The organism is Thermosulfuriphilus sp. (assembly GCF_054026695.1).
The window spans coordinates 1-21,197 of the sequence record NZ_JBPMLP010000012.1 but is presented as its reverse complement, the minus strand read 5'-3'; the positions used below and the strand labels follow the sequence as shown (position 1 = coordinate 21,197).

General features: G+C 52.0%; 21 protein-coding genes and 3 tRNA genes. 11 read left to right on the top strand and 13 right to left on the bottom strand.

Features of this window, described 5'->3' with window-relative positions; all coding sequences use genetic code 11:
* Positions 1-655: 655 nt before the first annotated feature.
* From ACXJJX_RS02175 to ACXJJX_RS02165, 3 genes are all read right to left on the bottom strand, one after another.
* A tRNA-Thr gene (locus ACXJJX_RS02175) sits at positions 656-731 on the bottom strand.
* Between the two features lie 16 nt (positions 732-747).
* Positions 748-839 (bottom strand) — tRNA-Ser (locus tag ACXJJX_RS02170).
* A 25-nt stretch (positions 840-864) separates the two neighbouring features.
* A tRNA-Ser gene (locus ACXJJX_RS02165) sits at positions 865-956 on the bottom strand.
* Between the two features lie 144 nt (positions 957-1,100).
* On the opposite strand from ACXJJX_RS02165, the gene ACXJJX_RS02160 reads away from it, so the two are divergent.
* The 4 genes from ACXJJX_RS02160 (at position 1,101) to ACXJJX_RS02145 (ending at position 3,657) form a co-directional block, all read left to right on the top strand.
* Positions 1,101-1,445 (top strand): DsrE family protein, encoded by a 345-nt coding sequence (locus ACXJJX_RS02160; protein WP_456431516.1) that lies wholly within the window; start codon positions 1,101-1,103, stop codon positions 1,443-1,445.
* A gap of 76 nt (positions 1,446-1,521) precedes the next feature.
* Complete coding sequence (locus tag ACXJJX_RS02155; RefSeq protein ID WP_456431514.1) at positions 1,522-1,965, top strand: tetratricopeptide repeat protein; 444 nt, start codon at positions 1,522-1,524, stop codon at positions 1,963-1,965.
* 34 nt (positions 1,966-1,999) lie between these two features.
* A complete protein-coding gene (gene larC, locus ACXJJX_RS02150) occupies positions 2,000-3,178 on the top strand; it encodes a nickel pincer cofactor biosynthesis protein LarC (protein ID WP_456431512.1) in 1,179 nt (392 codons plus the stop codon).
* Positions 3,175-3,657 carry a phosphatidylglycerophosphatase A family protein gene (locus ACXJJX_RS02145; protein ID WP_456431510.1) on the top strand — a complete coding sequence of 161 codons (483 nt, stop codon included), beginning with the start codon at positions 3,175-3,177 and terminating at the stop codon, positions 3,655-3,657. Before larC ends, ACXJJX_RS02145 begins: the two co-directional genes overlap by 4 nt.
* On the opposite strand, the gene ACXJJX_RS02140 is transcribed toward ACXJJX_RS02145, so the two are convergent.
* From ACXJJX_RS02140 to ACXJJX_RS02120, 5 genes are read right to left on the bottom strand one after another with little or no spacing between them, the layout of a single operon-like run.
* Complete coding sequence (locus ACXJJX_RS02140; RefSeq protein WP_456431508.1) at positions 3,604-3,816, bottom strand: Trm112 family protein; 213 nt, start codon at positions 3,814-3,816, stop codon at positions 3,604-3,606. The genes ACXJJX_RS02145 and ACXJJX_RS02140 overlap by 54 nt on opposite strands.
* A gap of 30 nt (positions 3,817-3,846) precedes the next feature.
* Entirely contained in the window at positions 3,847-4,431 is a 585-nt protein-coding gene (locus tag ACXJJX_RS02135; protein ID WP_456431506.1) for a D-glycero-alpha-D-manno-heptose-1,7-bisphosphate 7-phosphatase, read from the bottom strand.
* Complete coding sequence (cbiE, locus tag ACXJJX_RS02130; protein WP_456431504.1) at positions 4,424-5,614, bottom strand: precorrin-6y C5,15-methyltransferase (decarboxylating) subunit CbiE; 1,191 nt, start codon at positions 5,612-5,614, stop codon at positions 4,424-4,426. The genes ACXJJX_RS02135 and cbiE overlap by 8 nt, the downstream gene beginning before the upstream one ends.
* Positions 5,596-6,666: a cobalt-precorrin-5B (C(1))-methyltransferase CbiD gene (gene cbiD / locus ACXJJX_RS02125; RefSeq protein ID WP_456431502.1), complete on the bottom strand. Its 1,071-nt coding sequence runs from the start codon at positions 6,664-6,666 to the stop codon at positions 5,596-5,598. The genes cbiE and cbiD overlap by 19 nt, the downstream gene beginning before the upstream one ends.
* 15 nt (positions 6,667-6,681) lie before the next feature.
* Positions 6,682-6,954 (bottom strand): hypothetical protein, encoded by a 273-nt coding sequence (locus ACXJJX_RS02120; protein ID WP_456431500.1) that lies wholly within the window; start codon positions 6,952-6,954, stop codon positions 6,682-6,684.
* 407 nt (positions 6,955-7,361) lie between these two features.
* Here ACXJJX_RS02120 and ACXJJX_RS02115 point away from each other — a divergent pair, with 407 nt between their 5' ends.
* Complete coding sequence (locus ACXJJX_RS02115) at positions 7,362-8,549, top strand: sigma-54-dependent transcriptional regulator (RefSeq protein ID WP_456431498.1); 1,188 nt, start codon at positions 7,362-7,364, stop codon at positions 8,547-8,549.
* On the opposite strand, the gene ACXJJX_RS02110 is transcribed toward ACXJJX_RS02115, so the two are convergent.
* Positions 8,539-9,609 carry a branched-chain amino acid aminotransferase gene (locus ACXJJX_RS02110; protein ID WP_456431496.1) on the bottom strand — a complete coding sequence of 357 codons (1,071 nt, stop codon included), beginning with the start codon at positions 9,607-9,609 and terminating at the stop codon, positions 8,539-8,541. The genes ACXJJX_RS02115 and ACXJJX_RS02110 overlap by 11 nt on opposite strands.
* Positions 9,610-9,688: 79 nt before the next feature.
* On the opposite strand from ACXJJX_RS02110, the gene ftsY reads away from it, so the two are divergent.
* The 3 genes from ftsY to ACXJJX_RS02095 are packed head-to-tail and all read left to right on the top strand — an operon-like array spanning position 9,689 to position 11,826.
* A complete protein-coding gene (gene ftsY / locus ACXJJX_RS02105) occupies positions 9,689-10,699 on the top strand; it encodes a signal recognition particle-docking protein FtsY (protein WP_456431494.1) in 1,011 nt (336 codons plus the stop codon).
* Positions 10,689-11,303 carry an adenylate kinase family protein gene (locus tag ACXJJX_RS02100; RefSeq protein ID WP_456431470.1) on the top strand — a complete coding sequence of 205 codons (615 nt, stop codon included), beginning with the start codon at positions 10,689-10,691 and terminating at the stop codon, positions 11,301-11,303. Before ftsY ends, ACXJJX_RS02100 begins: the two co-directional genes overlap by 11 nt.
* The gene (locus tag ACXJJX_RS02095; protein WP_456431413.1) at positions 11,266-11,826 is read left to right on the top strand and encodes a (Fe-S)-binding protein; all 561 of its coding nucleotides are present in this window, start codon (positions 11,266-11,268) and stop codon (positions 11,824-11,826) included. Before ACXJJX_RS02100 ends, ACXJJX_RS02095 begins: the two co-directional genes overlap by 38 nt.
* On the opposite strand, the gene ACXJJX_RS02090 is transcribed toward ACXJJX_RS02095, so the two are convergent.
* The 3 genes from ACXJJX_RS02090 to ACXJJX_RS02080 are packed head-to-tail and all read right to left on the bottom strand — an operon-like array spanning position 11,795 to position 16,233.
* Positions 11,795-13,288, bottom strand: a complete 1,494-nt coding sequence (locus ACXJJX_RS02090; RefSeq protein ID WP_456431411.1) for a TrkH family potassium uptake protein — start codon at positions 13,286-13,288, stop codon at positions 11,795-11,797. The genes ACXJJX_RS02095 and ACXJJX_RS02090 overlap by 32 nt on opposite strands.
* Positions 13,289-13,290: 2 nt before the next feature.
* The gene (gene trkA, locus ACXJJX_RS02085) at positions 13,291-14,643 is read right to left on the bottom strand and encodes a Trk system potassium transporter TrkA (protein WP_456431409.1); all 1,353 of its coding nucleotides are present in this window, start codon (positions 14,641-14,643) and stop codon (positions 13,291-13,293) included.
* A complete protein-coding gene (locus ACXJJX_RS02080; RefSeq protein ID WP_456431407.1) occupies positions 14,644-16,233 on the bottom strand; it encodes a glycogen synthase in 1,590 nt (529 codons plus the stop codon). It lies immediately after the preceding gene.
* A gap of 121 nt (positions 16,234-16,354) precedes the next feature.
* On the opposite strand from ACXJJX_RS02080, the gene murC reads away from it, so the two are divergent.
* A complete protein-coding gene (murC, locus tag ACXJJX_RS02075) occupies positions 16,355-17,758 on the top strand; it encodes a UDP-N-acetylmuramate--L-alanine ligase (protein ID WP_456431405.1) in 1,404 nt (467 codons plus the stop codon).
* Here the strand turns inward: murC and ACXJJX_RS02070 are convergent.
* Positions 17,741-18,187, bottom strand: coding sequence for a CoA-binding protein (locus tag ACXJJX_RS02070; RefSeq protein WP_456431403.1), 447 nt, complete (start codon positions 18,185-18,187; stop codon positions 17,741-17,743). The genes murC and ACXJJX_RS02070 overlap by 18 nt on opposite strands.
* A gap of 180 nt (positions 18,188-18,367) precedes the next feature.
* On the opposite strand from ACXJJX_RS02070, the gene ACXJJX_RS02065 reads away from it, so the two are divergent.
* Together ACXJJX_RS02065 and ACXJJX_RS02060 are read left to right on the top strand one after the other, a co-directional pair.
* Positions 18,368-18,802 carry a hypothetical protein gene (locus ACXJJX_RS02065; RefSeq protein WP_456431401.1) on the top strand — a complete coding sequence of 145 codons (435 nt, stop codon included), beginning with the start codon at positions 18,368-18,370 and terminating at the stop codon, positions 18,800-18,802.
* Positions 18,803-18,862: 60 nt separating this feature from the next.
* Positions 18,863-21,097 carry a heavy metal translocating P-type ATPase gene (locus tag ACXJJX_RS02060; RefSeq protein WP_456431399.1) on the top strand — a complete coding sequence of 745 codons (2,235 nt, stop codon included), beginning with the start codon at positions 18,863-18,865 and terminating at the stop codon, positions 21,095-21,097.
* The last annotated feature ends 100 nt before the right edge of the window (positions 21,098-21,197 follow it).

Genomic DNA, 21,197 nt, shown 5'->3' with positions numbered 1-21,197 from the left:
AATAGCGCTGGCGTTGGACACCCCATTCTACCTAATTGTGTGACCCCTAGTTCTTTCCAGCAACTTCCTAAAAGGCAAGGCTTTTCCTCTTCTTTTGCAGCGAAGGCCATATTTGTTAGGAATAAATATGAGATAAACACCAAAAATAAACCCCAAAAATGTTTCTTAGGGTACTTCACGTTCCCCTCCTTATAGAGAAAATTTTAACAAAGTTATGATTAGTTATATTGCATTGTTTTTCTAAAAAAGGGGATAAGAAATTTAGAAATAATTGTCAAGAAAAAGAAAACAAACAATTTCCACCTTTCGGTGATAACTATCGGCTTTATTAATGTATTGGGTCTAAGTTTACTTGGCCTCACCAGAGGCAAGTTTGAGCTCCAGCTCAAGGCTTTGCCTTCTTAGTTTCCTTGTCTTCCTGACGACACAAAACCCCTTGAGCGATGGTGGGGGTACCTGCAAAAGATAGCCCGTCGGGAGTATCCTGCCGAATTACTTCCTGCTTACCTGCGCGAGATTTATCTAGCCAGCGGTAAGTAGTGCAATTTGTCGCCGCTTTCGTTCAAATGACAAATAAAAGTAATTGGGTCTAGGGTGGTCCTGCTTAGGTCTGATGGGGAGAGAATTCTAGAGAAGGGATTTCTGGGGATCGGGCTGGAGCCGGCGAGGGGACTTGAACCCCTAACCTGCTGATTACAAGTCAGCCGCTCTGCCAATTGAGCTACACCGGCCCTTATTTAACAAAAATGGCGGAGAGGGTGGGATTCGAACCCACGGTACCCCTCTCGGGGTACACTCGCTTAGCAGGCGAGCACCTTCGGCCACTCGGTCACCTCTCCGCAGAAGATTCTAGTTTTGGCGGCCTGGCGGAGGGGGAGGGATTCGAACCCCCGTCCCGCAGGTGTGCGGGAAGCGGTTTTCAAGACCGCCGCCTTCGTCCGCTCGGCCACCCCTCCCTAACTGATAAAGAACCGGTCTTTAAAATAGCGTCCCTTAAGCGCTTGTGCAACTTTAAGAAGGGCTTCTTTATGAGCTCTCTGTTTGCTGGTAGACTCATCGTCAGCTCTCAAAAAGTTTTTTAAAAGGGGAGGAGTAGAAAGATGGCCTTGAAACTTCTCATTCATGTAGCTGAGGATACCCGTTGGGAGGTAGCGGTGGTCAATGCCATTAATTTTTTAAAAAGTCTTAAAGATGGGGAAGAGGGAGAATTGGTGATGGTGGCCAACGCCAATGCGGTTACTAGGTGTGTTCAGTGTGAGCCGGAGCTCTTTAAAAATATCCGTCAGGTGGTCCTTGACGGAGGAAACATCTTCGTCTGCGAGAATGCTCTCCGCAAATTCGGTATTCCCAGGGACCGGCTTCCTGAGGTCTTCAAGACCGTTCCCGCTGGCATCAGGGCCTTAGTAGAGTTTCAACAACAGGGCTACTACTACGTAAGGCCCTAATGTACTCAAATCTTAAGCTTTCAAGGCTCCTAGGGGGCCTGAATTGGCCATTTAAAAAATTATAAGGAGGGAAGGGATGACCGCCCAGGAATATTATGAAGAAGGGGCCTGGCTTTTAGTCCAGCAGAAATTCGAGGAAAGCATTGATTATCTCACCAGGGCCATTGAGGCCGATCCGGCCTTGGCCAAGGCTTATCATGCCCGGGGAGCTGCCTATTTTAGGACTGGCCAAGATGAGGCTGCCTTGGCTGACTTTGAAAAGGCCCTCGAGTTTGAGCCAGAAAATCCCCGCCTTTATTACAGCATTGGTCTAATATATTTTCGGCGGAAGGATTATGAAAGGGCCCTTGAATATTTCAATACGGCCCTCAAGCATGATTCCCTTTATGCTCCGGCCTATCTGGCCAAAGGCCAGGTCTTTGAGGCCCTGGGTGAAGAGGCGGCGGCGGATATTGAATACGAAAAAGCGGCTGCGGCCAAAAGAGAGCAGATTAAAGCCAGCCGGATCGTCGATTTTTAAAGGCCCTTTTCGCTTTATCCTCCCGGGTTATCCTATGGTCAAGACGGCCCTCTATCTTGATTGTTTCTCGGGCATAAGTGGAGACATGTTTGTGGGGGCTCTTTTGGATCTTGGTGCCCCCCAGGATCGGATATTTGGCCATCTAAAGGCCGCTTTGCCTGAGCTTGGTCTTTCTTCTCCGAAAATAAAGAAGGGAGCCATAATAGCCCGGGGCTTTGAAGTCTCTGTAAAGGAGACTAGTTCTTGCCGACCTCTGTCCAAGGTTCTTGACCTTCTCGAGAAGATTCCCTTGTCTTCATGGGTAAAGGACAGGGCCCGGGAGATCTTTAAGATCATCGGTCAAGCCGAGGCCAAGATCCATGGCTGCCGGCTTGATGAGGTCTGTCTTCACGAGCTTGGAGCCGAGGACAGTATCGCCGATGTTCTGGCGGTCTTGTTGGCTCTGGAGTCCTTGGGCCGACCAGAGATAATCTCTTCCCCTCTTCCGCTGGGAAGGGGATTTATCCTTACCTCTCATGGACGGCTTCCTCTACCGGCTCCGGCTACTCTAGAGATCCTCAAGGGCACTCCCACATTAGGTGAAGAAGTTTCCTTTGAGTTTGTCACTCCCACCGGCGCGGCCCTGGTTAAGGCCTTAGCTAGCGACTTTGGACCACCGCCTACGGGAATTCCCTTGGCCGTTGGCTATGGGGCTGGCAATAAAGAGCTATCCGACCGCCCTAATATCTTAAGAGCGGTACTTTATCGTCTGGAGGCCGAGGCCTCGTCTCAGAAGGTGGCTGTCTTGGAGGCCAATATTGATGATGTCAGCCCTCAAGTCTATGGGTTCCTTATGGAGAAGCTCTTTTCCCTGGGGGCCCTGGATGTTTGTCTTATTCCGGCCCAAATGAAAAAGAACCGTCCCGGTCTAATCCTTAAAGTTATTGCCCCTCCCGGGGCCCTTTATGATCTGGCCCAGGTGATCCTCTCCGAGACAACGACCATTGGTCTTCGCTACTCTTTTCTCCAGAGGCTCACTCTTCCGCGAAGACAGCTCCAGATAAAGACTCCTTGGGGAATAATCAGAGCCAAGGAGATCCTTCTCCCTCAAGGCGGCCGCCGGCTTCGGCCTGAATACGAAGACTGTCGGAGAATAGCTGAAGAGCAGGGGGTACCGCTTCTAGAGATCATCTCCTGGGTGGAAGGCCGGGGGAGCGAGGGGCTGAGAAAATGACGAAGAAGGCTCGTTCTTTGTCTGATTGGCTGGCCATTTTGGGGGCCACTGGTCTTCTATCTGGTTATCTTCCGGTTGCCCCTGGTAGCTGGGCCTCTCTTTTTACCTTAGGGCTTCATTGGATTCTGGCCCCATTGGGGCCGGGGCTATATCTGCTGGTCATTCTGCTTATTGCCTCTTTTGGAGTTTGGTCAGCTGCCCGGGTGGCTTCCCTCGTGGGCCAAGATGATCCTCGGCTGGTAGTCATTGATGAGATCGCCGGGATGCTTCTGACCCTTTGGGCCTTGCCAACTAACCCGGCCCTTATGGTGGTGGCCTTCTTTGTCTTTCGAGTCCTTGATGTCTTTAAGCCTTGGCCCATCCGCCAAGTCGAAAAGATCCTCCCCGGAGGTTGGGGGATTATGGCCGATGATCTTTTGGCCGGCCTAATCGGCAATCTCTTCCTGAGGCTGGGATTTTTCCTTTTTCACATCCTCTAGAGGGCGGGCCTCATCGACAAGCATGATGGGAATTCCGTCCCTTATTTCATAAAGTAGCCCGCAGGCCTTACAGACAAGGCCCCCGAGGGTCTCTTCAAGGCTGATATCTCCTTTGCATTTGGGGCAGGCCAGTATTTCTAAAAGTTCTTTGTTGATCATCTTTTCTCCTATTTGGGTTTTTTTATCTCTTTACGATTTTTGATCTTCCAGGATGTCCTGAACAGCCTGATAGAGATCAGATCTTATACGCCAAGCCCATAGATCGGACATTTCCTTAAGGATATCCGCTTCTCTGGTCCCGTAGCCGGTAAGCACTAAAATGCCCTTGGCTTTTAGATTTAAGGCTAGACCGAGGTCAGAAAGCTTGTCTCCGATGACGTAAGCTCGTCTAAGGTCAAGCCTTAGATCTTCGGCTGCTTGCTGAGCCAGGGCCGGGGATGGTTTACGGCAGCGACAGGCCACGTTGTAGGGGGAGATCGTTCCCCGAGGGTGGTGGGGACAAACGTAGATCCCATCTATTTTAGCCCCCTCTTTTTCAAGAAGCTCGATGAGGCGTTCGTTCACCGTCCTGACGGCGTCTAAGTCAAAATACCCCCGGGCCACCCCACTCTGATTGGTGATAACCACAATCCGGAAGCCTTTGAGTTTAAGCTCTCTTATGCCCTCAGCAGCCCCGGGAATAAGGCGTAGCTGTCTAGGGTCGCTCAAATAGCCTACCTCTTCGTTAATGGTACCGTCTCGGTCGAGAAAGACCACCGGCTGTTTTTTATCCACGTGTCCTCTCCGCAGTGATTATAAAAACCATATTTTCTGCCTGAAATATCCTGGGGCTTGGTTTGAGTCGGTTTATCTGCATAGAGACCACCTCTTGAGAGAGCCCTAGCTCCTTGAGCCTGTAAGTTGCTTCCTTGAGGCTGTCAAGGGTTACAGCCACAAGGACTATTCGGCCGGATTCTTTAAGCCTCCGGACTACGGTCTCAAGGATCTCCCTAAGGCGTCCTCCGGATCCTCCGATGAAGACCCGATCTGGTGAAGGCAGAGAGGCCAGGGCCTCGGGGGCCATTCCCCTGACCGGTTGGATCCGATAGGCCCCATACCTGCGAATGTTTTCCTCAATATGGATCAATTGCTCTTCGTTTTCTTCTATGGCGTAGATCATAAGTGCAGGAGAGATTCCTGAGGCCTCGATGGAAACCGAGCCCGATCCTGCACCAATGTCCCAGAGGACTCCTTCCCTTGGAAGCCTGAGTTTGGCCAAGATGACGGCTCGGGTTTCGTCTTTGGTAATCAGCCCCTGGCGGCGGGAAAACTCATTGACTGTTAGGCCAATTGCGGGGCGCGGTGGAGGCTCCCAGTCCAGGATGACCAGATTAAGATCAGAGTATGTCCGACAAGGGAGTTCTACCGCTGTGGAGCTGGTAATGTTCTCGCCTTTTTGCCCCAGATTTTCTAAAACCCAGATCCTTAGGTGTGGTAATCCGGCCTGGCAGAGTTTTCGGGCAATGGAGCCCGGATCCTTGCCGGAGGTTGTAAGGATGGCCACCTTTCCTGGGGGAAGAGGGGAGAGTGCTTTAAGAATGGAGCCAGCTCGACCATGGATGGAGATAAATCTAACCGTATCCCAGGGTTCCTTGAGAGCGGCAAAGGCCAACTGAATAGAAGAGACTGCCGGATAAAATAGGAGTTTTTCTGACCCAACCTCACCCAAAAGACGTCTGCCGATCCCGAAAAAGAGAGGGTCTCCAGAGGCAAGTACGGCTAGATCTTGGTTTTGAAGAAGTTTTTTAATCTCCTTGAGGCTCTCCTTAAGGGGTACAAGGGGCCTTAACTCAACGACTTTTGGTAGCCAGAGACGGTGCCTTTTAGCCCCAAAGGCCACCTTTATCCTCCTGAACGCTTCCTGGGCCTTAATTGAAGGGCCCTCTGGTCCTATGCCGATCACATGGATTCTAAACACCTCGAACAAACAACCTCCTGGTGGTATGAAATTAAATGGTAACAGAGTTTTTGGTCTTGGCGGAGAAGAGGGATCAGCCTTTGGGAAGTCTTCTGGATGACTCGATGGAATATCTCTTGAGCATCTGGCCGGTTTCTTATTATTTCAAAGGTTTCCCGGGCGGTATTGGCTCCAGGAAACAGGAGTCTCTTTTGGGGGAGAAGTTCGGCTAGCAGTCTCTCTACCTCTCTGGGGCCGGCTATCCCGTGGCGGACATGGGTCTGGGAGAATCCCAGAGCTGCCTTGACCAACTTGGCCCATTGGGTGGCCAAGTGAATTATCCTAAAGGGATGCCGAGCGGCCTCTTTAAGGGAGAAGGCCAGGTAGTCTCCCATATGAATGAAGGCCTCCTCTGGAAGGTGAAGGATTCTGCCGACAGCCTTTTCTGAGGTTCGGCCAGTGGCCAGGACGATTTCTCTGATCCCCACGGCCTCGGCCACATTCATGGCCGTAGCTATCGTGGCGCACCAGGCCTCAGCAGAGACCGGTTTGACAATTCCAGTGGTCCCCAATATGGAGATCCCTCCCAGGATCCCCAACCGGGCGTTGAGGGTTTTTGGGGCCAGCTTCTCGCCTTCAGGGACGGAGATAGTGACCCTCAGACCAAGATTCGGCCCGGTCACTTCAAGAAGGGCTTCTCGGATCATCCTTCGAGGGCCGGGATTAATAGCCGGCTGTCCCGGGGGAACGGGAAGCCCTGGTTTGGTTACCAATCCCACCCCTTTGCCTCCGATGAACTCAAGCCCTTCTTTTTTGGTGAGACTGACTCCGGCCTGAATCTCGGCTCTGTTAGTCACATCTGGGTCATCACCGGCATCCTTGATGACGCTGGCCCAGGCAGTCTCTCCCTCTTGCCAGAGGCGTTTTATAGAGAAGCGATGACGACTGCCATCAGGGAAGGGGATTTCTACCTCTAGAGTCCTTTTTCCCCTAAGGAGGAGAAGGGCAGCGGCCTTGGCTGCGGCTGCGGCGCAAGCCCCGGTAGTGTAGCCGGTACGGAGGCGCTTTTTCATAGAAACTTAGAGGTCCTAGATCTCCTCGACCACTATGGTGCCGCTTATCTTGACCTCTTTGCCCTGATCATCAATAAAAGAGATGAAACAACCCTGGATTTCAATCTTGAATCTCCCTTCCCAGCTCTTAATGACTCGACCGTCCTCGCTGTAGAGGGTTACCCGCCGCTTAAGGCCAATGATGTCACTTTTTAGGTGTTTTAGCTCCTTGCGTTGCTTCTCCGTACATCCAAGAATCCCGGAGATAAGAAAGATAAAGAGGAACATAAACAGCCATCTTTTTGACATAAAGCCTACCTCCTGTTTATCTTTAAAAAGATGTCTCCATTCCTTAAAGGCAACCTATTAAACCCTCCAAAGAAGTCTTCTTCCAGTCCCAAGGGGTCTTATGTTTGGGTATCAGGCCTTATATTTGGAATCCTGGCCGGCCTCTGGCCCCTTTCGCCCTTTGTTCATCTTTTAAAAAGAACCCGTAAGGGGCAACCTCCCAAGAGACCCCCCAAGGTGTAGGTTTTTTCCTTCAGATATTTGGTATGTTTTGGTATTTTCTGCCTTAATTTAGCTCATTTACTTTTCATTATTCTTAGATAGCCAGATTTAGAATTTTTTCCCGGAAGCCGAATACCTTCGGGTATAGAGCTTGCTAGATTGAGAAATATTAATCTTTGGCCGAAGTGGAAGATAGGAGAGCTCTTATGCGAGTCTTGGTCCTTTCACCGGAGGCAAACTTTCGTGACTTTGTCTGCCAACTCTTGGAGGGCTGGGGCATAGAGGCCTTTGGTGGATCCAGGGAATGGCGAAGACCGGATTTGGTCATCACCCTGGAGGCCAAAGGCCAGGATCTACGCTTTTTAGATTCTATTTTTGAATCCCAAGGAAGGGTGTTTGTCATAAACTTCTCCCATCGGCCTCGAGCTCACCACTGGGAGTTTAAGAACATTCAGCCCATCAACCTGAGGCGGCCCTTTTTTCCCCATCAACTTCTGTTGACTATAGAGCGCCACCTAAAGATCGACCTTGGTGTAGGCCACGACCGACGTCTTCTGGCCTTCGTCGGGCGGAGTTCAGAGATCGTTGATATTAAAAAATTTCTTCCGGCTGCGGCCAAGACAGATCTGCCGGTCTTTATTGAAGGGGCTCCGGGGACAGGAAAGACCCTTTTGGCTCGATTCCTCCATGCCTATTCTCACCGACAGGAAGGTCCTTTTGTGGTCTTTGATCCCCGGAATCTCTCTCCTCATCTTCAGGCCGTAGCCTTGCTCGGGGCCGTAAAAGGAGTCTTTAAGGGGCAGCGCCACCGCTTACCTGGTCGGATCAAGATGGCCCACCAGGGGACCCTTCTTATTGAGAATCTGGAATATCTCTGTCCGGATCTCCAGAAGGCCCTCTTGCGGATTCTGGAATCCGGGAAGTTTACCCCCCTGGGATCTAGGGATTCTGAGCCAGTGGATCTGAGGCTTATTACCACCAGCATCTGGGACAGAGAGGCCCTCATTAGCTCCGGACGTATCTTTCCCCAACTCTTCTTCCGTCTCGAGAGCCTCCATTTCTATCTACCCCCTCTTGAGAGAAGATCTCAAGATATCGGAGCGCTAACTGAGTATTTTTTGGAAATCTACGCCGCCTTTTATAATCGTCCCTATCAGGGCCTAAGCGGCCGAGCCGACCGGGCCCTCAAACAACACCGTTTTGGAGACAATATCCGGGGGCTTGAGGAGGCTATTAAGAGCTTTGTCCTTGGAGGCGAAGAGGCCCTTTGCCGGTTGATCCCCGAGATGGCCAAGATGGCCGAGGTGGCCCCCAAGCCTCTGCCCGAGATCGAAGAAGAAATTCTCTCCAATGTGGTGCCTACAGTGGCAGCCACCAAGGCCATCAATCAATGATCCTTACCCACCCATAAGGGTCTTCTTTTTCGCCGTATTGATAGGCGGTCAGTTCATCAAAGAGGCGCCGGGCAAGCTCTCCGGTCTCTCCTCCGTTAATGATGTATTCTTCTCCTTGGTAGTGAAGCAGTCCTACTGGGGAGATGACAGCGGCCGTGCCTGTACCAAAACATTCCTTGAGACGGCCGGATCTTATTCCCTCGATTACCTCCTCGATACTTATGCGTCGTTCCCTTACAGGGATGCCCCAGTCTTTGGCCAAATGGAGAACAGAGTCACGGGTGATTCCAGGAAGGATGCTTCCGGTGAGCTCAGGGGTGACCAGCTCGTCTTCAAAGTAAAAAAAGATGTTCATGGTGCCTACTTCTTCGATAAAGCGCCGTTCTAAGGCGTCGAGCCAGAGAACCTGGGTGAAGCCTTTAGCCTTAGCCTCTTCAGAGGCCATCAGACTGGCGGCGTAATTGCCCCCGGTCTTGACATCGCCAACTCCTCCAGGGACAGCTCGTACGTAGCGATCGGTGACGTAGATCTTGACGGGGTTAAATCCCTCGGCGTAGTAGGACCCCACCGGAGAGAGGATCACATAGTAGTAATAACTGCAGCTAGGTTTAACTCCCAGGGTGGCTTCGGTGCCGATCATTGTTGGCCGGATATAAAGGGAGGCCCCTTTGGCTTGGGGGACCCATTCCTTCTCCAGCCGGACGAGTTCAATAAGGGCCTTGAGGGCAAACTCCTCATCTATCTCCGGCATGACCATCCGTCTGGCAGAACGGTTCATCCTGGCCATGTTGGCCTCAGGCCTGAAAAGCCTTACCCGGCCATCTTTACCCCGGTAGGCCTTAAGACCTTCAAATATGGTCTGGGCATAATGGAGGACGATGGCAGCCGGATCAAGGATTAAAGGCCGGTAAGGGCATATTCGGGGATTATACCAACCCCGGTCTCGATCGTAGTCCATAATGAACATATGGTCGGTAAAATACCGTCCAAAACCCAATCCTTGGGGATCGGGTTTGGCCTTGCGTCTGTCTTCGGGCACCAACTCCAAAACGATTTTCATAGGCCTTCCTTGAACTTGGACTTGAGACAGGATAAATCTTTGCCAGACAAACAGAGTCTTCTTACCTTAAGGGGTGTCTATGTTCAAGTGGTTCCAGAGATTGAAGAAGGAAGACTCCCAAGAAGCTCAGGGTCCGACTGAAACCGGTCCCGAAAAAACTGTCTCCTCCAAGACTGGTTTTTTAGGACGCCTTAAGGAGCGTCTTTCCAAGACCAGAGAGGGCCTTGTCCAGAGAATGGACAATCTATTTCTGGGGCGCAAAGAGATAGATGAAGAACTTCTTGAGGAGCTGGAAGAGATCTTGGTGACCGCTGACCTTGGGGTCTCCACCACCCAGGACATCTTGGATGATATTCGTCAACGAGTCTCCCGGCGAGAACTTGCCAATCCCTCGGCCTTAAGGGGATTTATTAAGGAGCGCCTTCGGGAGATCCTCTCTCTTGAGGTCCGGGAATTTCCTGGGCCAGAGAGGCCTTATGTGGTTTTGATAGTCGGGGTAAATGGGGTGGGCAAGACGACAACCATCGCTAAACTGGCCCATTATCTCAAAACAGAAGGTAAAAAGGTCCTCTTGGTAGCCGCTGATACCTTTCGGGCAGCGGCTATCGAACAGCTTGAGACCTGGGGAAAGAGACTTGAGGTCCCTGTCGTAAAGCATCAGCCGGGGGCAGATCCTTCAGCGGTAGCCTATGATGGGGTAGAGGCCGCCGTTAAGAGGAATATAGATGTAGTCCTCATTGATACCGCCGGCCGTCTCCATACCAAGGTCAACCTTATGGAAGAACTTAAAAAGATCAAACGAGTTATTGGGAAACGTCTTCCCGGAGCACCCCACGAGATATGGCTGGTCCTTGATGCCACTGTCGGCCAGAACGCCACTAGCCAGACAAAACTCTTCCATGAGGCCCTGGGTTTAACCGGCCTTATCCTCACCAAACTTGACGGCACAGCCAAGGGAGGGGTCATTGTTAGCATCTGTCACGACTTCTCGCTTCCGGTTCGTTTTATCGGAGTAGGAGAGAAGATGGAAGATCTCCAACCCTTTGATCCTCAAACCTTTGTGGAGGCCCTCTTTGGCAATGAGACCTGAGGCCCTTCTCCTTTTAGGACCAACCGGGGCGGGCAAAAGCCCGTTAGGGGATCTCTTGGCCCAAAGGGGACTTGGGGGGCGGGCCTGTCATCATTTTGACTTTGGGGAACAACTGAGGCAGATAGCCTCAGGGGGCCAGGGTTTTTCTCCCAAGGAGAGGGCTTTTGTCCAGGAAGTACTCTTTGAGGGTCGTCTCCTTGAGGACAAGGACTGGCCCCTCGCAGCCAAAATCCTGGCTACCTTCCTTAAAATGGTAGGCTTTGGTCCGAGAGACCTTTTAGTCTTAAACGGCCTTCCCCGTCATCGAGGTCAGGCGGAAGCTATGGAGGCCCTGGTTAAGGTCCGGACGATCTGCCTTCTTGAGGCCGACTTTGAGGTAGTAAAGGTCAGGATCAGCAATAATGTCGGCGGGGATAGGCATGGACGTTGCGATGATCAGGAGGCCTTGGTGCGCCGTAAGTACCAAACCTATCTCTCCCGGACGAGGCCTCTTGTGGATTACTATAACGGTCGGACAAAACTGATTAGGCTTACGGTTGGTCCGATGACCAGACCTGAGGAGACTTATGAGGAGCTTAAAAGAGCGCTCTTGGAAGCTTCTTAAAACCGGCCCCTGCCAGGTAGACTCCAAACTTCTTCGGGCCGAGATCGCCCTGGACGAGCCTTACGTTTCCCTCCTTCCCTACCTCAACGCTCTCATCCCCGGGGCGGTCTTCGATCCGGATATACCTTCTTTGATCTTTAATTTCGAAGGGTCCCTGGTAAGCCTTCTGCCTGAGGAGATCAGAATGGCCCAGGTGAAGGATGAAGAGACCATTGAGCGGGCCATGGGATTTCTCCTTGAGAAGATTGCCTATGTGAAGGCCAACAGGGAAAGAATCTCCCCCAGTAAGACCAGAGGCTATGAGCTGTCTACGGTAGAGGTGATTAGACTCCTGCCTGGACCAATTGGCGGTCGTTATTGTCGGGCCTGTGGTTATCCCAGCTGCATGGCTTTTGCCGCCCGTCTTACCCAGCGGGCCGAAAGACTCTCCCGTTGTCGTCCACTTTTTGAAAAGCCTTACTTGGATAAAAAACAGACTTTAGTGGGGCTCCTTAAAGAGGCCGGTTACGAGTCCTGTCTTTAAGCCTTTTTGAGAATCTTATCCCCTGCCAGTAGGCTGGAGAAAGGAGTACGGCTATAGTGTAGAGTTCCAGACGACCGGCCAGCATGCAGAAAGAAAGAACCACCTTGGAGAGGTCCGGCAGATGGGCAAAATGTTTGGTGGGTCCTACTGCGCCGAGCCCGGGGCCGATGTTGTTGAGGGTGGCGATTACCGCTGAGGTGCCGGTAATGAGGTCAAGGCCTTGGGCAGTGACAATCAGGCTGGCGATTACAAAGACCGTCATGTAAAGGGCCAGAAAACCAAGGACCCCTTGGAGGACTTCCTGATCCACCCGGTGGTTATCAATCTTTATGGTCCCGACGGCTCGGGGGTGGATGAGCCTCTGGAGTTGGACACGCATGAACTTGAGGAAGACCAAAAGTCTTATTTGTTTAATTCCCCCACCTGTGGAGCCGGCACAACCTCCGAGAAACATCAAGGAGAGAAGGAGGAGTTTGCATACCGGTGGCCAGAGATCAAAATCGGCGGTTCCAAATCCGGTGGTGGTCATGATCGACCAGACCTGGAAGGTTCCAAAACGCAGGGCCGAAAAGAAGTCTTCGTAAATGCCAGCCCAGAGGGGGAAGAAGGTACAGATTAGCGAAGCCCCAAGACCAATCCACAAGTAGAAGCGAAATTCTTCGCTCCGCCAGAAGGATGTCAGACGTCCAGTTAGAAACCGATAGTGGAGGGTAAAGTTGATTCCGGCTACAAACATGAAAAAGGTAATTACATAATCTACATAGGGGCTGTCAAAGGCGCCAATAGAGGCTGTCCGGGTGGAAAACCCTCCAGTGGCCATGGTGGTGAAGGAGTGACAGACGGCCTCATAGGGAGAAAGCCCTCCACCGATTAACAAGAGAGTCTCAAGAACGGTAAAAAATAGATAGACTCCCCAGAGTATTCGAGCGGTATCCTGGATTCTGGGGGCCAGACGGTCTTTGGTGGGGCCAGGCATCTCGGCCTGATAGAGTTGCATTCCTCCCACCCCAAGTACAGGAAGGATGGCCAGGGAGAGGATTATAATCCCCATTCCTCCTAACCACTGGGTAAGGGACCTCCAGAAGAGGAGGCTTTTGGGAAGAGGCTCGATCTCAGCCAGGATAGTGGAACCAGTGGTGGTGAATCCGGATACGGACTCAAAGAAGGCATCCACAAAGCCCATGGTTTCAGAGAATACATAGGGTAGGGCTCCGAAGATGCTGGCCCCCAGCCAGCCGAAAACCACAATGGCAAAGCCGTCCCGGTGGCCAAGTTCCTCTTTTTCCCCAAAATACTTAATAAGTAGCCCCCCAGAGAGGACAGAGATTGCAGAGGAGAGGATAAAGGCCTCAAGAGACCCGTATTCCTGGAAGTAGATGGCCAAGGCTCCGGGAAAAATGAGGGAGCCAGCAAAAAAGACAAAGAACCATCCCAGGACGTAACTTACTGCCCCTAACTTCATGGCTACTCGAGGCTGAAGATTTTTTCGATCTCTGAGACTGCTTCTTTGAGGGAAAAGATCACTAGGTCATCTCCGGGCCTAAGGATGGTCTCTCCTGAGGGGATAATAACCTCGATTCCCCTGGTAACAGCCCCTACAATGGCTCCTGAGGGAAAGGAGAGATCCTTTAGGGCCACTCCCTCCTCAAAGCGTTTTGTTCGGGGGACGACAATTTCCACTACCTCGGCCTCTGAGCCCAAAAGGGTAGCCACCGAGAGAATGGCCCCGCGACGGACAAAACGAAGTATCTGGCTGGCTACCACCAATCTTGGGGAAAGAGCTACATCTATTCCCAATTTGCCCAGGAGGGGAATAAAATCCGGCCGATCGATGCGAGTTATGCATTTTTTGGCCCCATGATGCTTGGCCAGGAGGCTGGCCAGGATATTGGTGGTGTCCGAATCGGTAACGGCAATAACCAGATCGGCCTGATCAATGCCTTCCTCGATGAGGTCCTGGGCGTCAAGACCATCGAAATTGAGGATAATGCTGTGGCTAAGATTCTCGGATAGCTCCTCACAACGGGTCCTTTCGGCTTCTACCACCCGGACATCGATGTGCTTGGCCTCCATCTGTCGGGCTACTAGGAATCCAACCCGTCCGCCACCAATGATAAAGACCAGTTTGGGAGCTCGACTGGTAAAGTTAAGTAGGTATTCAATGGCCGCAATATCACTCTTTTTAACGACTACATAGATCTTATCTCCAGGTTCAATGACATCATGGCCCCTAGGGATGATGGTCTGCTCGCCGCGAACGATGGCTACGACCACAAAGTTGTAGATCCCCCTCAGGCCTTTGAGTTCGGCCAAGCTCAGGCCACAGACAGGATTGCCTTCTTTTACCTGGTATCCCAGGAGGGCTACCCGGCCTCGGACGAATTCCACAACCTCAAAGGCCTCGGAGACCTGAGAGATCTGGACAATCTCTTCGGCCATGACTTGGTCGGGGTTGATCAGGAGGTCAATGCCCAGCTTTTCTTCGTTAAGGGGTGAGCCAGGAGAAAGGTATTCTTCGTTACGGACCCGGGCTACCAGCCTTTTGACTCCATATTCCTTAGAGATGAGACAGGAGATGAGATTTACCTCGTCTATATTAGTTACGGCAATAAAGAGATCGGCCCCATTGATTCCGGCCTCTTCGAGCACCTTGGCCGAGGCCCCGGATCCTTGGATCGGCAAGACGTTGAGCTCCCGTTCGATCCGCCTGATCTTTTCCGGATCGCGGTCAATGACTACCACTTCATGTCCTTCTAGAGACAGGTGCCGGCTCAGGTGAAAGCCTACCTGGCCGGCACCGACGATGATGATCCGCATCTATGCCTCTTTAGCCTCAGGGGCCATCTTTTGGGCCCGCTGATAAAGATCGAGATACCGGTGAACAACCCGGTCCCAGGTGTAGTTTTCTAGGATGTGTTTGATGGCCTGCTGCTGCATTTTTTTGATCTTCTCTGGCTGTTGGCGGAAGATCTCCAAAGCTCGACGAATGGTCTCGGCTAGGGCCCGAGCTGACTGTTCTTTATAAGCAAAACCGGTCTTGCCGTCGAGTACTTTGATCAGCCCACCGGTGTGACGGACAATAGGCAGATTCCCCATCAGGGTAGCCATATAGTCTGTGAGGCCGCAGGGCTCGTATTTAGAAGGGATGATAAAGAAATCCCCGGCAGCATAGATCCGGTTGGCTAGGCCAGGATCATAGCCGATGAGAACAGCCATGCGTTCCTGATATTCGGGATTCTGGGCCAGGGAGATGAGCTGATCTTCTATCTCTCGGGTCCCGGTCCCTAAGATGATCACCAAGAAGTCCTTATCCTCAGCCAAAAGTTCCTTTAAGGCTGCGGCCAGGATGTCAATGCCTTTTTGTTCGGTAAGGCGGCTTATGGCTGTAAGAAGGGGGACGTCCGGACGGTCTTTAATCCTCCCGTAGCACTGGGCCCGGCCGCATTGACCGGAGGAAAGATCTTCAAGAAGAGTCTTTCGGCAGATCTTCTTTCCCTCAAGGTCTCCCTTCAGAGGATCAAAGGCGGCCGGAAGACCCAGTCTTTCTGGGTGTCTGGGATCGTAGTCCTCAGGATTAATCCCGTTGGTGATTCCCTCAAGTTTTATGCCTCGGTCCTTTAAGGCATGGCCAAGCCAGCCTGTCAAGGCATCAAGGTCAGTTTCCTGAAGCTCTCGAGCATACTCCTCAGAGACGGTATTAATAATGCCGTACCTGGCCCCGGCCAAGAAAGGATCAAATGAACCGTTGAGCAGGGATTCGTTGATTATCCGCCAGGGCAGGGCAGTAATAGCTTTGGCAAAGGGAAGATCGGCTACATCTTGATGGTAGCCGATTCCGGCATTGTGAACGGTGATGACCGTCCCAGTGTGTCGAAAATACTGACGAAAACCTTCTAGCTCCCGGATCAGGGCCGGAAAACAGGCCGTATGGCCGTCGTGGCAATGGACGATGTCTGGCTTCTCATCAAAGGTGATCAGGGCCTCAGCGGCGGTTTTCTGGAGGAGAATGTTCATGGCGAAGTAGTCGAAGTGTCCGGCTCCCTTCTTCTTCCAGCCTTCCTGGGCCTCTTCTTGCTCGGTATAGGTATAGACCCCTAACTTTTCTCGATAGCGGTCGGCCTCGATGAGGATGAGCCGGACTCCGTTTAACTCCTGGCTAAGTAACTCCACCTTCTCCCGGCGTTCCTCATGGGCATAGTTCATATCTACCTCAAAGGAGACCTTCAGAGGCTTAAATCCCAGGGCCTTGTAATCCATAAAGCCGTAATGTGGCATCATTACCGTGACTTTCTTACCAGCTCTGACCAAGGCCTCGGAGAGCTCTTTGGCCACGTCTTTAAGCCCGCCGGCCCCGGCCAGCCCGGCATATTCCCTGGTCAGCATCCAGATGTTTTCCACTTTGGCCATCTCCAATCCTCCTTAAACTAGTTTTTAGAAGTTTTCGATCTGGGGGGGTAAAAACTGAAAGCTTGAAAAAATGCCTTATCAAGGTAAGGCTTGTCGGACAAATTAAGGGATAGAAGGTCTTATGTCCAGAAAAGATAGCCAGCGTATTCACCTCCTTGGTATCTGTGGAACTGGGATGGGGGCCTTGGCCGGTCTGCTTAAGTCTCTAGGGCACGTGGTTACTGGCTCTGATGTAAATGTCTACCCACCGATGAGCGAGACTCTGGCCGAGCTGGGAATACCAATTTATCCTGGCTGGCGGCCAGAGAACATTATCCTTAGCAATCCGGATCTGGCCATCATCGGAAATGTCATCCGTCGGGACAACCCCGAGGCCCAGGAGATCTTGATCCGAGGAATCCCCTACCTTTCCATGCCTCAGGCCATAAACCGTTTTTTCCTCTCCTCAAGGCGCCCTCTGGTAGTGGCCGGGACCCATGGCAAGACCACGACCAGTTCTCTTCTTTTGCACGTCCTTGCGGCCTTGGGACTTGATCCTGGTGGCCTTGTCGGCGGAGTGGTTAAGTCTCTAGGGGGCAATTTCCGTGTTGGTCAAGGGGATTTTTTTGTCCTTGAAGGTGATGAATACGATAGTGCCTTTTTTGACAAGGTACCTAAGTTCTTCCATTACGACCCCTATGGGGCCATCCTGACCAGTGTCGAGTTTGATCACGCCGATATCTATGCCTCTCTTGAAGAGATCATAGAGGCCTTTGCTGGCTTTGTTGGCCTTGTCTCCGAAGATGGTCTGCTCGTCTACTGGGCGGATTCTCCCCTGGTAGAAGAAATTGTCCGACGATCAAGAGCTCGTAAAATTGCCTATGGTCAGGGGCAAAAGGCCGACTTTGTCCTTGTCTCCCGCAGCCCCCTCCCCGGGGGGCAGATTCTTGAGGTAAGGACTCCGGAAGGGGAACTAGAGTTTTTTCTTCCTCTTATTGGCAGACACAACGCCCTTAATGCCCTAGCTGTCTTAGCCCTGGTTTCTTCTTTGGGTCTTGATGCTAAGGCTGTGGCCCTGGCCATGGGAGATTTCTCCGGGGTTAAAAGACGCCAGGAGATACGAGGAGAAGCCCGGGGGGCCATTATAATTGATGACTTTGCCCATCATCCTACGGCCGTTCGGGAGACTATCGCCGCGGTAAGGGAATCTTGGCCTGATCGACGGCTTATTGCCGTCTTTGAGCCTCGAACTAACACCAGCCGGCGTCGAATCTTTCAGGAGGTCTACCCCGAGGCGCTTTCCGGGGCCGATCTGGTCGTTGTCCGTCGGGCTCCGGGAATCTCCGCCATCCCTAAAGAGGAACGGTTCTCTTCGGAAAAACTAGCCCACGACATAGAGGCCTTGGGAACTCCGGCCCAGTACTTCCCCGATACAGAGGCCATCGTTGAGTTTTTGCTTGGTGAGGTCCGAGCCGGAGATATCGTCCTGATCATGTCAAACGGTGGTTTTGATAACATTCATTCCCGGCTACTGGCCGACCTTTAGACCCTGGTGGACCTTTTTAAAACAGCGGTTCATGACCACAAAAGCCCCAGACTTTATGGCCTTCTGGGCAGCCTCGTTGTTGACGATCCCCTCCTGCATCCAAATGGTCTTGATCCCCCTCTTGATGGCGGCTTCAACGATGGGGCCTACCTGATCCGGGCGTCTGAAAATAATGACCACGTCTATCCTTTCACTCTCAGGGATGGAGGCTAGGTCGGGATAGGACCTAAGGCCGGCGATCTCATCGTGGCCAGGATTGACAGGTATAACCTTGAGCCCTTGCTCTTTAAGGTATAGACCTACCTGGTGGCTTGGTCGACTGACCTTGGGGGACATGCCCACCACAGCCACCGTCTTGGCCCTTCGGACGACTTCAGCTATCTCAGATTCAGGGGGAACGATTTCAGGAAGCTCACAACCTGGACCCATCAGAAGCCTCCTTTCTAAGGATTAGAGAATTTTGTTCAATAAACCTAAAATCTCTGGAGAATATTCTCCAGGTCTGCTCTGTCAACATCCTTAAATCCTTAAATGGTGGAGATTCTATTTTTGGCCTCGGTTTTGCTCTTAAAGTGATTACCAATAACAAAGTTAAAGGAGGTTTTTTCGATGATGAAGCAAATTTTTTGGGGGATTTTGGCCTTGGTTGTCATTGTGGCCGGTCCTGTTTGGGCCCAGATGGGCGGGATGTGGGGAGGCGGATCCGGATCAATGATGCATCACGGAAGCAACCATGGTGGCGAAGGTCAAGAGATGAAACATTCCGAGATGTCTAACAAGGGCATGATGAGTGACAAACACATGATGTACATGATGCGGGAGTGGGGGGGCATGATGGAAGGTATGTCCGAGATGATGAACCAAGGGACCTCTCCGGAACAGATGAAAGAGATGTCCCAGATGATGCGTCGCATGGCTGATGAGATGGAGCAGATGGCTGGAATGATGGAAAAAGGCCAGGGTTCCTCGGAAGAGATGATGAAACTCCATCAATCCATGATGGAGATGAAGAAGAAGATTCGCCAGATGCGTCAACAGAACTGATCTGTTGACCAAAAAGGGGCCGGTTCAAAGGCCGGGCCCCTTCGAAAAAGGGGTTAAGTGATGAAGCACGGCCACGAAGATCAGGATCACTCGGTCCATTCAAAAGATCATCATGACCATTATCAGGATGGCCATCATCAGGGCCACAACAAAACTTTGTTCTCCAAGGCTCTAGCCAGAGAATCTGGAGACCACCAAGGAAGGGCTCCGCTTCATGAAGGGGGCCACGAGGCCTTGAAGGAACACGAGGCCCACCAAGGGCATGAAGCCCACGGAGAGCACGAGACCCACGAAGGTCATGGTGGGCACGAGGGGCAGGCCGGACACCCTGACCACGGTGATCATCATGCCCACATGGTGGCTGATTTCAAAAGGCGTTTTTGGGTCTGTCTAGTTCTGACCGTTCCTGTTCTGGCCCTTTCTCCCATGATTCAGAGGTTTTTGGGCCTTGAAGGACTTATCCGTTTCCCCGGGGACACCTATCTTCTCTTTGGCTTGGCCTCAGTGATCTATCTTTATGGCGGCTATCCCTTCCTCAAAGGTCTTTTTCAAGAATTGCGAGACTATCATCCGGGGATGATGACTCTCATTGGGGTGGCCATTACCACGGCCTATGTATATAGCTCGGTGGTCGTCTTTGGGCTTCCGGGCAAGGTCTTTTTCTGGGAGTTGGCCACCCTTATCGACATTATGCTCCTGGGACACTGGATCGAGATGAGATCAATTATGGGGGCCTCAAGGGCCCTTGAAGAGCTGGCCCGTCTGATGCCCTCTGAGGCCCACAAGATTATAGACGGAGGCCGGGTAAAAGACGTTCCTATCTCTGAACTTAAGCCTGGAGACCAGGTCTTGGTTAAACCCGGGGAGAAGATTCCAGCCGATGGAGTGGTCGTGGAGGGTGAGACCTCGGTCAACGAGGCCATGCTCACCGGAGAGTCAAAGCCTGTAGCTAAAAGACCAGGGGCCAAGGTCATCGGCGGGGCCATCAACGGAGAAGGCTCCATCGTGGTGGAAATTACCCGGACGGGAAAAGAGTCATTTCTCTCTCAGGTAATAGATCTGGTTCGTCAAGCTCAGGAGAGCAAGTCGAAGACCCAGGACCTAGCCAATCGGGCAGCCCTCTGGCTGACCATTATTGCCCTTGTCGGTGGAGCCCTGACCTTTTTCGTCTGGTATTTTTATGCTGGGCGAGAACTGGCCTTTGCCCTTGAGAGAACGGTGACAGTGATGGTTATCACCTGCCCCCATGCTCTGGGGCTGGCAGTGCCTCTGGTAGTAGCTGTCTCTACGGCCATCTCCGCTAAAAACGGTCTTCTCATCCGCAATCGAAGCTCTTTTGAAAGGGCTCGAATGCTCCAAGCAATTATCTTTGACAAAACCGGGACATTGACCGAAGGTAAATTCGGAGTCACCGATGTGGTCCTTTTCTCTGATGGGCTCAGCCGTCAGGATCTTCTTAAATATGCCGCCTCGGTAGAGGCCCATTCAGAACATCCTATAGCTCGGGGCATCGTGGCCTCGGTCTCGGAGACTTGGCCGGTGGAAGACTTTCAGGCCATTCCTGGCAAGGGGGCCAGGGGTCTAGTCTCCGGGAAGGAGGTGTTAGTGGTTAGCCCTGGTTATCTGCGGGAAAAGGGTATTGATCTTCCCCAGAAGGAAAAGATCTCCAAGATCACCGCCCAGGGGAAGACGGTTGTCTTTGTCTTGCTGGAAGGCTCTCTTAAAGGGGCCGTGGCTCTTGCGGATATTATCCGTCCGGAGTCAAAGAAGGCCATTGCCCTCCTTAAGGAAAGGGGGCTCCAATGTATGATGCTCACTGGAGACAACCGCCAAGTGGCCCGTTGGGTGGCTGAGGAACTAGGGCTTGATGAGTTCTTTGCCGAAGTCCTGCCCCAGGAGAAGGCCCAGAAGGTCAAAGAAGTCCAAGAGCGCGGTCTAACCGTAGCCATGACTGGAGATGGGGTAAATGATGCTCCGGCTCTGGCTCAGGCCGATGTGGGAATTGCCATTGGGGCCGGAACCGATGTCGCCGTGGAGACGGCAGATATTGTCTTGGTGCGTAGCAACCCTCTTGATGTGGTCGCGATTCTTGATCTTTCTCGGGCAACCTACAGGAAGATGATCCAAAACCTCCTCTGGGCCACAGGCTATAACGCCTTTGCCATTCCTCTGGCCGCCGGGGCCCTATATAAATATGGTCTTCTTCTCTCTCCAGCCATGGGGGCAGTGCTTATGTCTTTGAGCACAGTTATTGTGGCTATAAACGCCCGTTTTCTGAAAGTCGAAGAGAAATAGATTCTTTCTTGACAAAGGGGCCCGGGGGCCTCTTTGTCTCCCACTCATTAAGCAGGAACATTAACTTAAGATAGTTTATCAAGGGCCCTGAGGGCCCTCT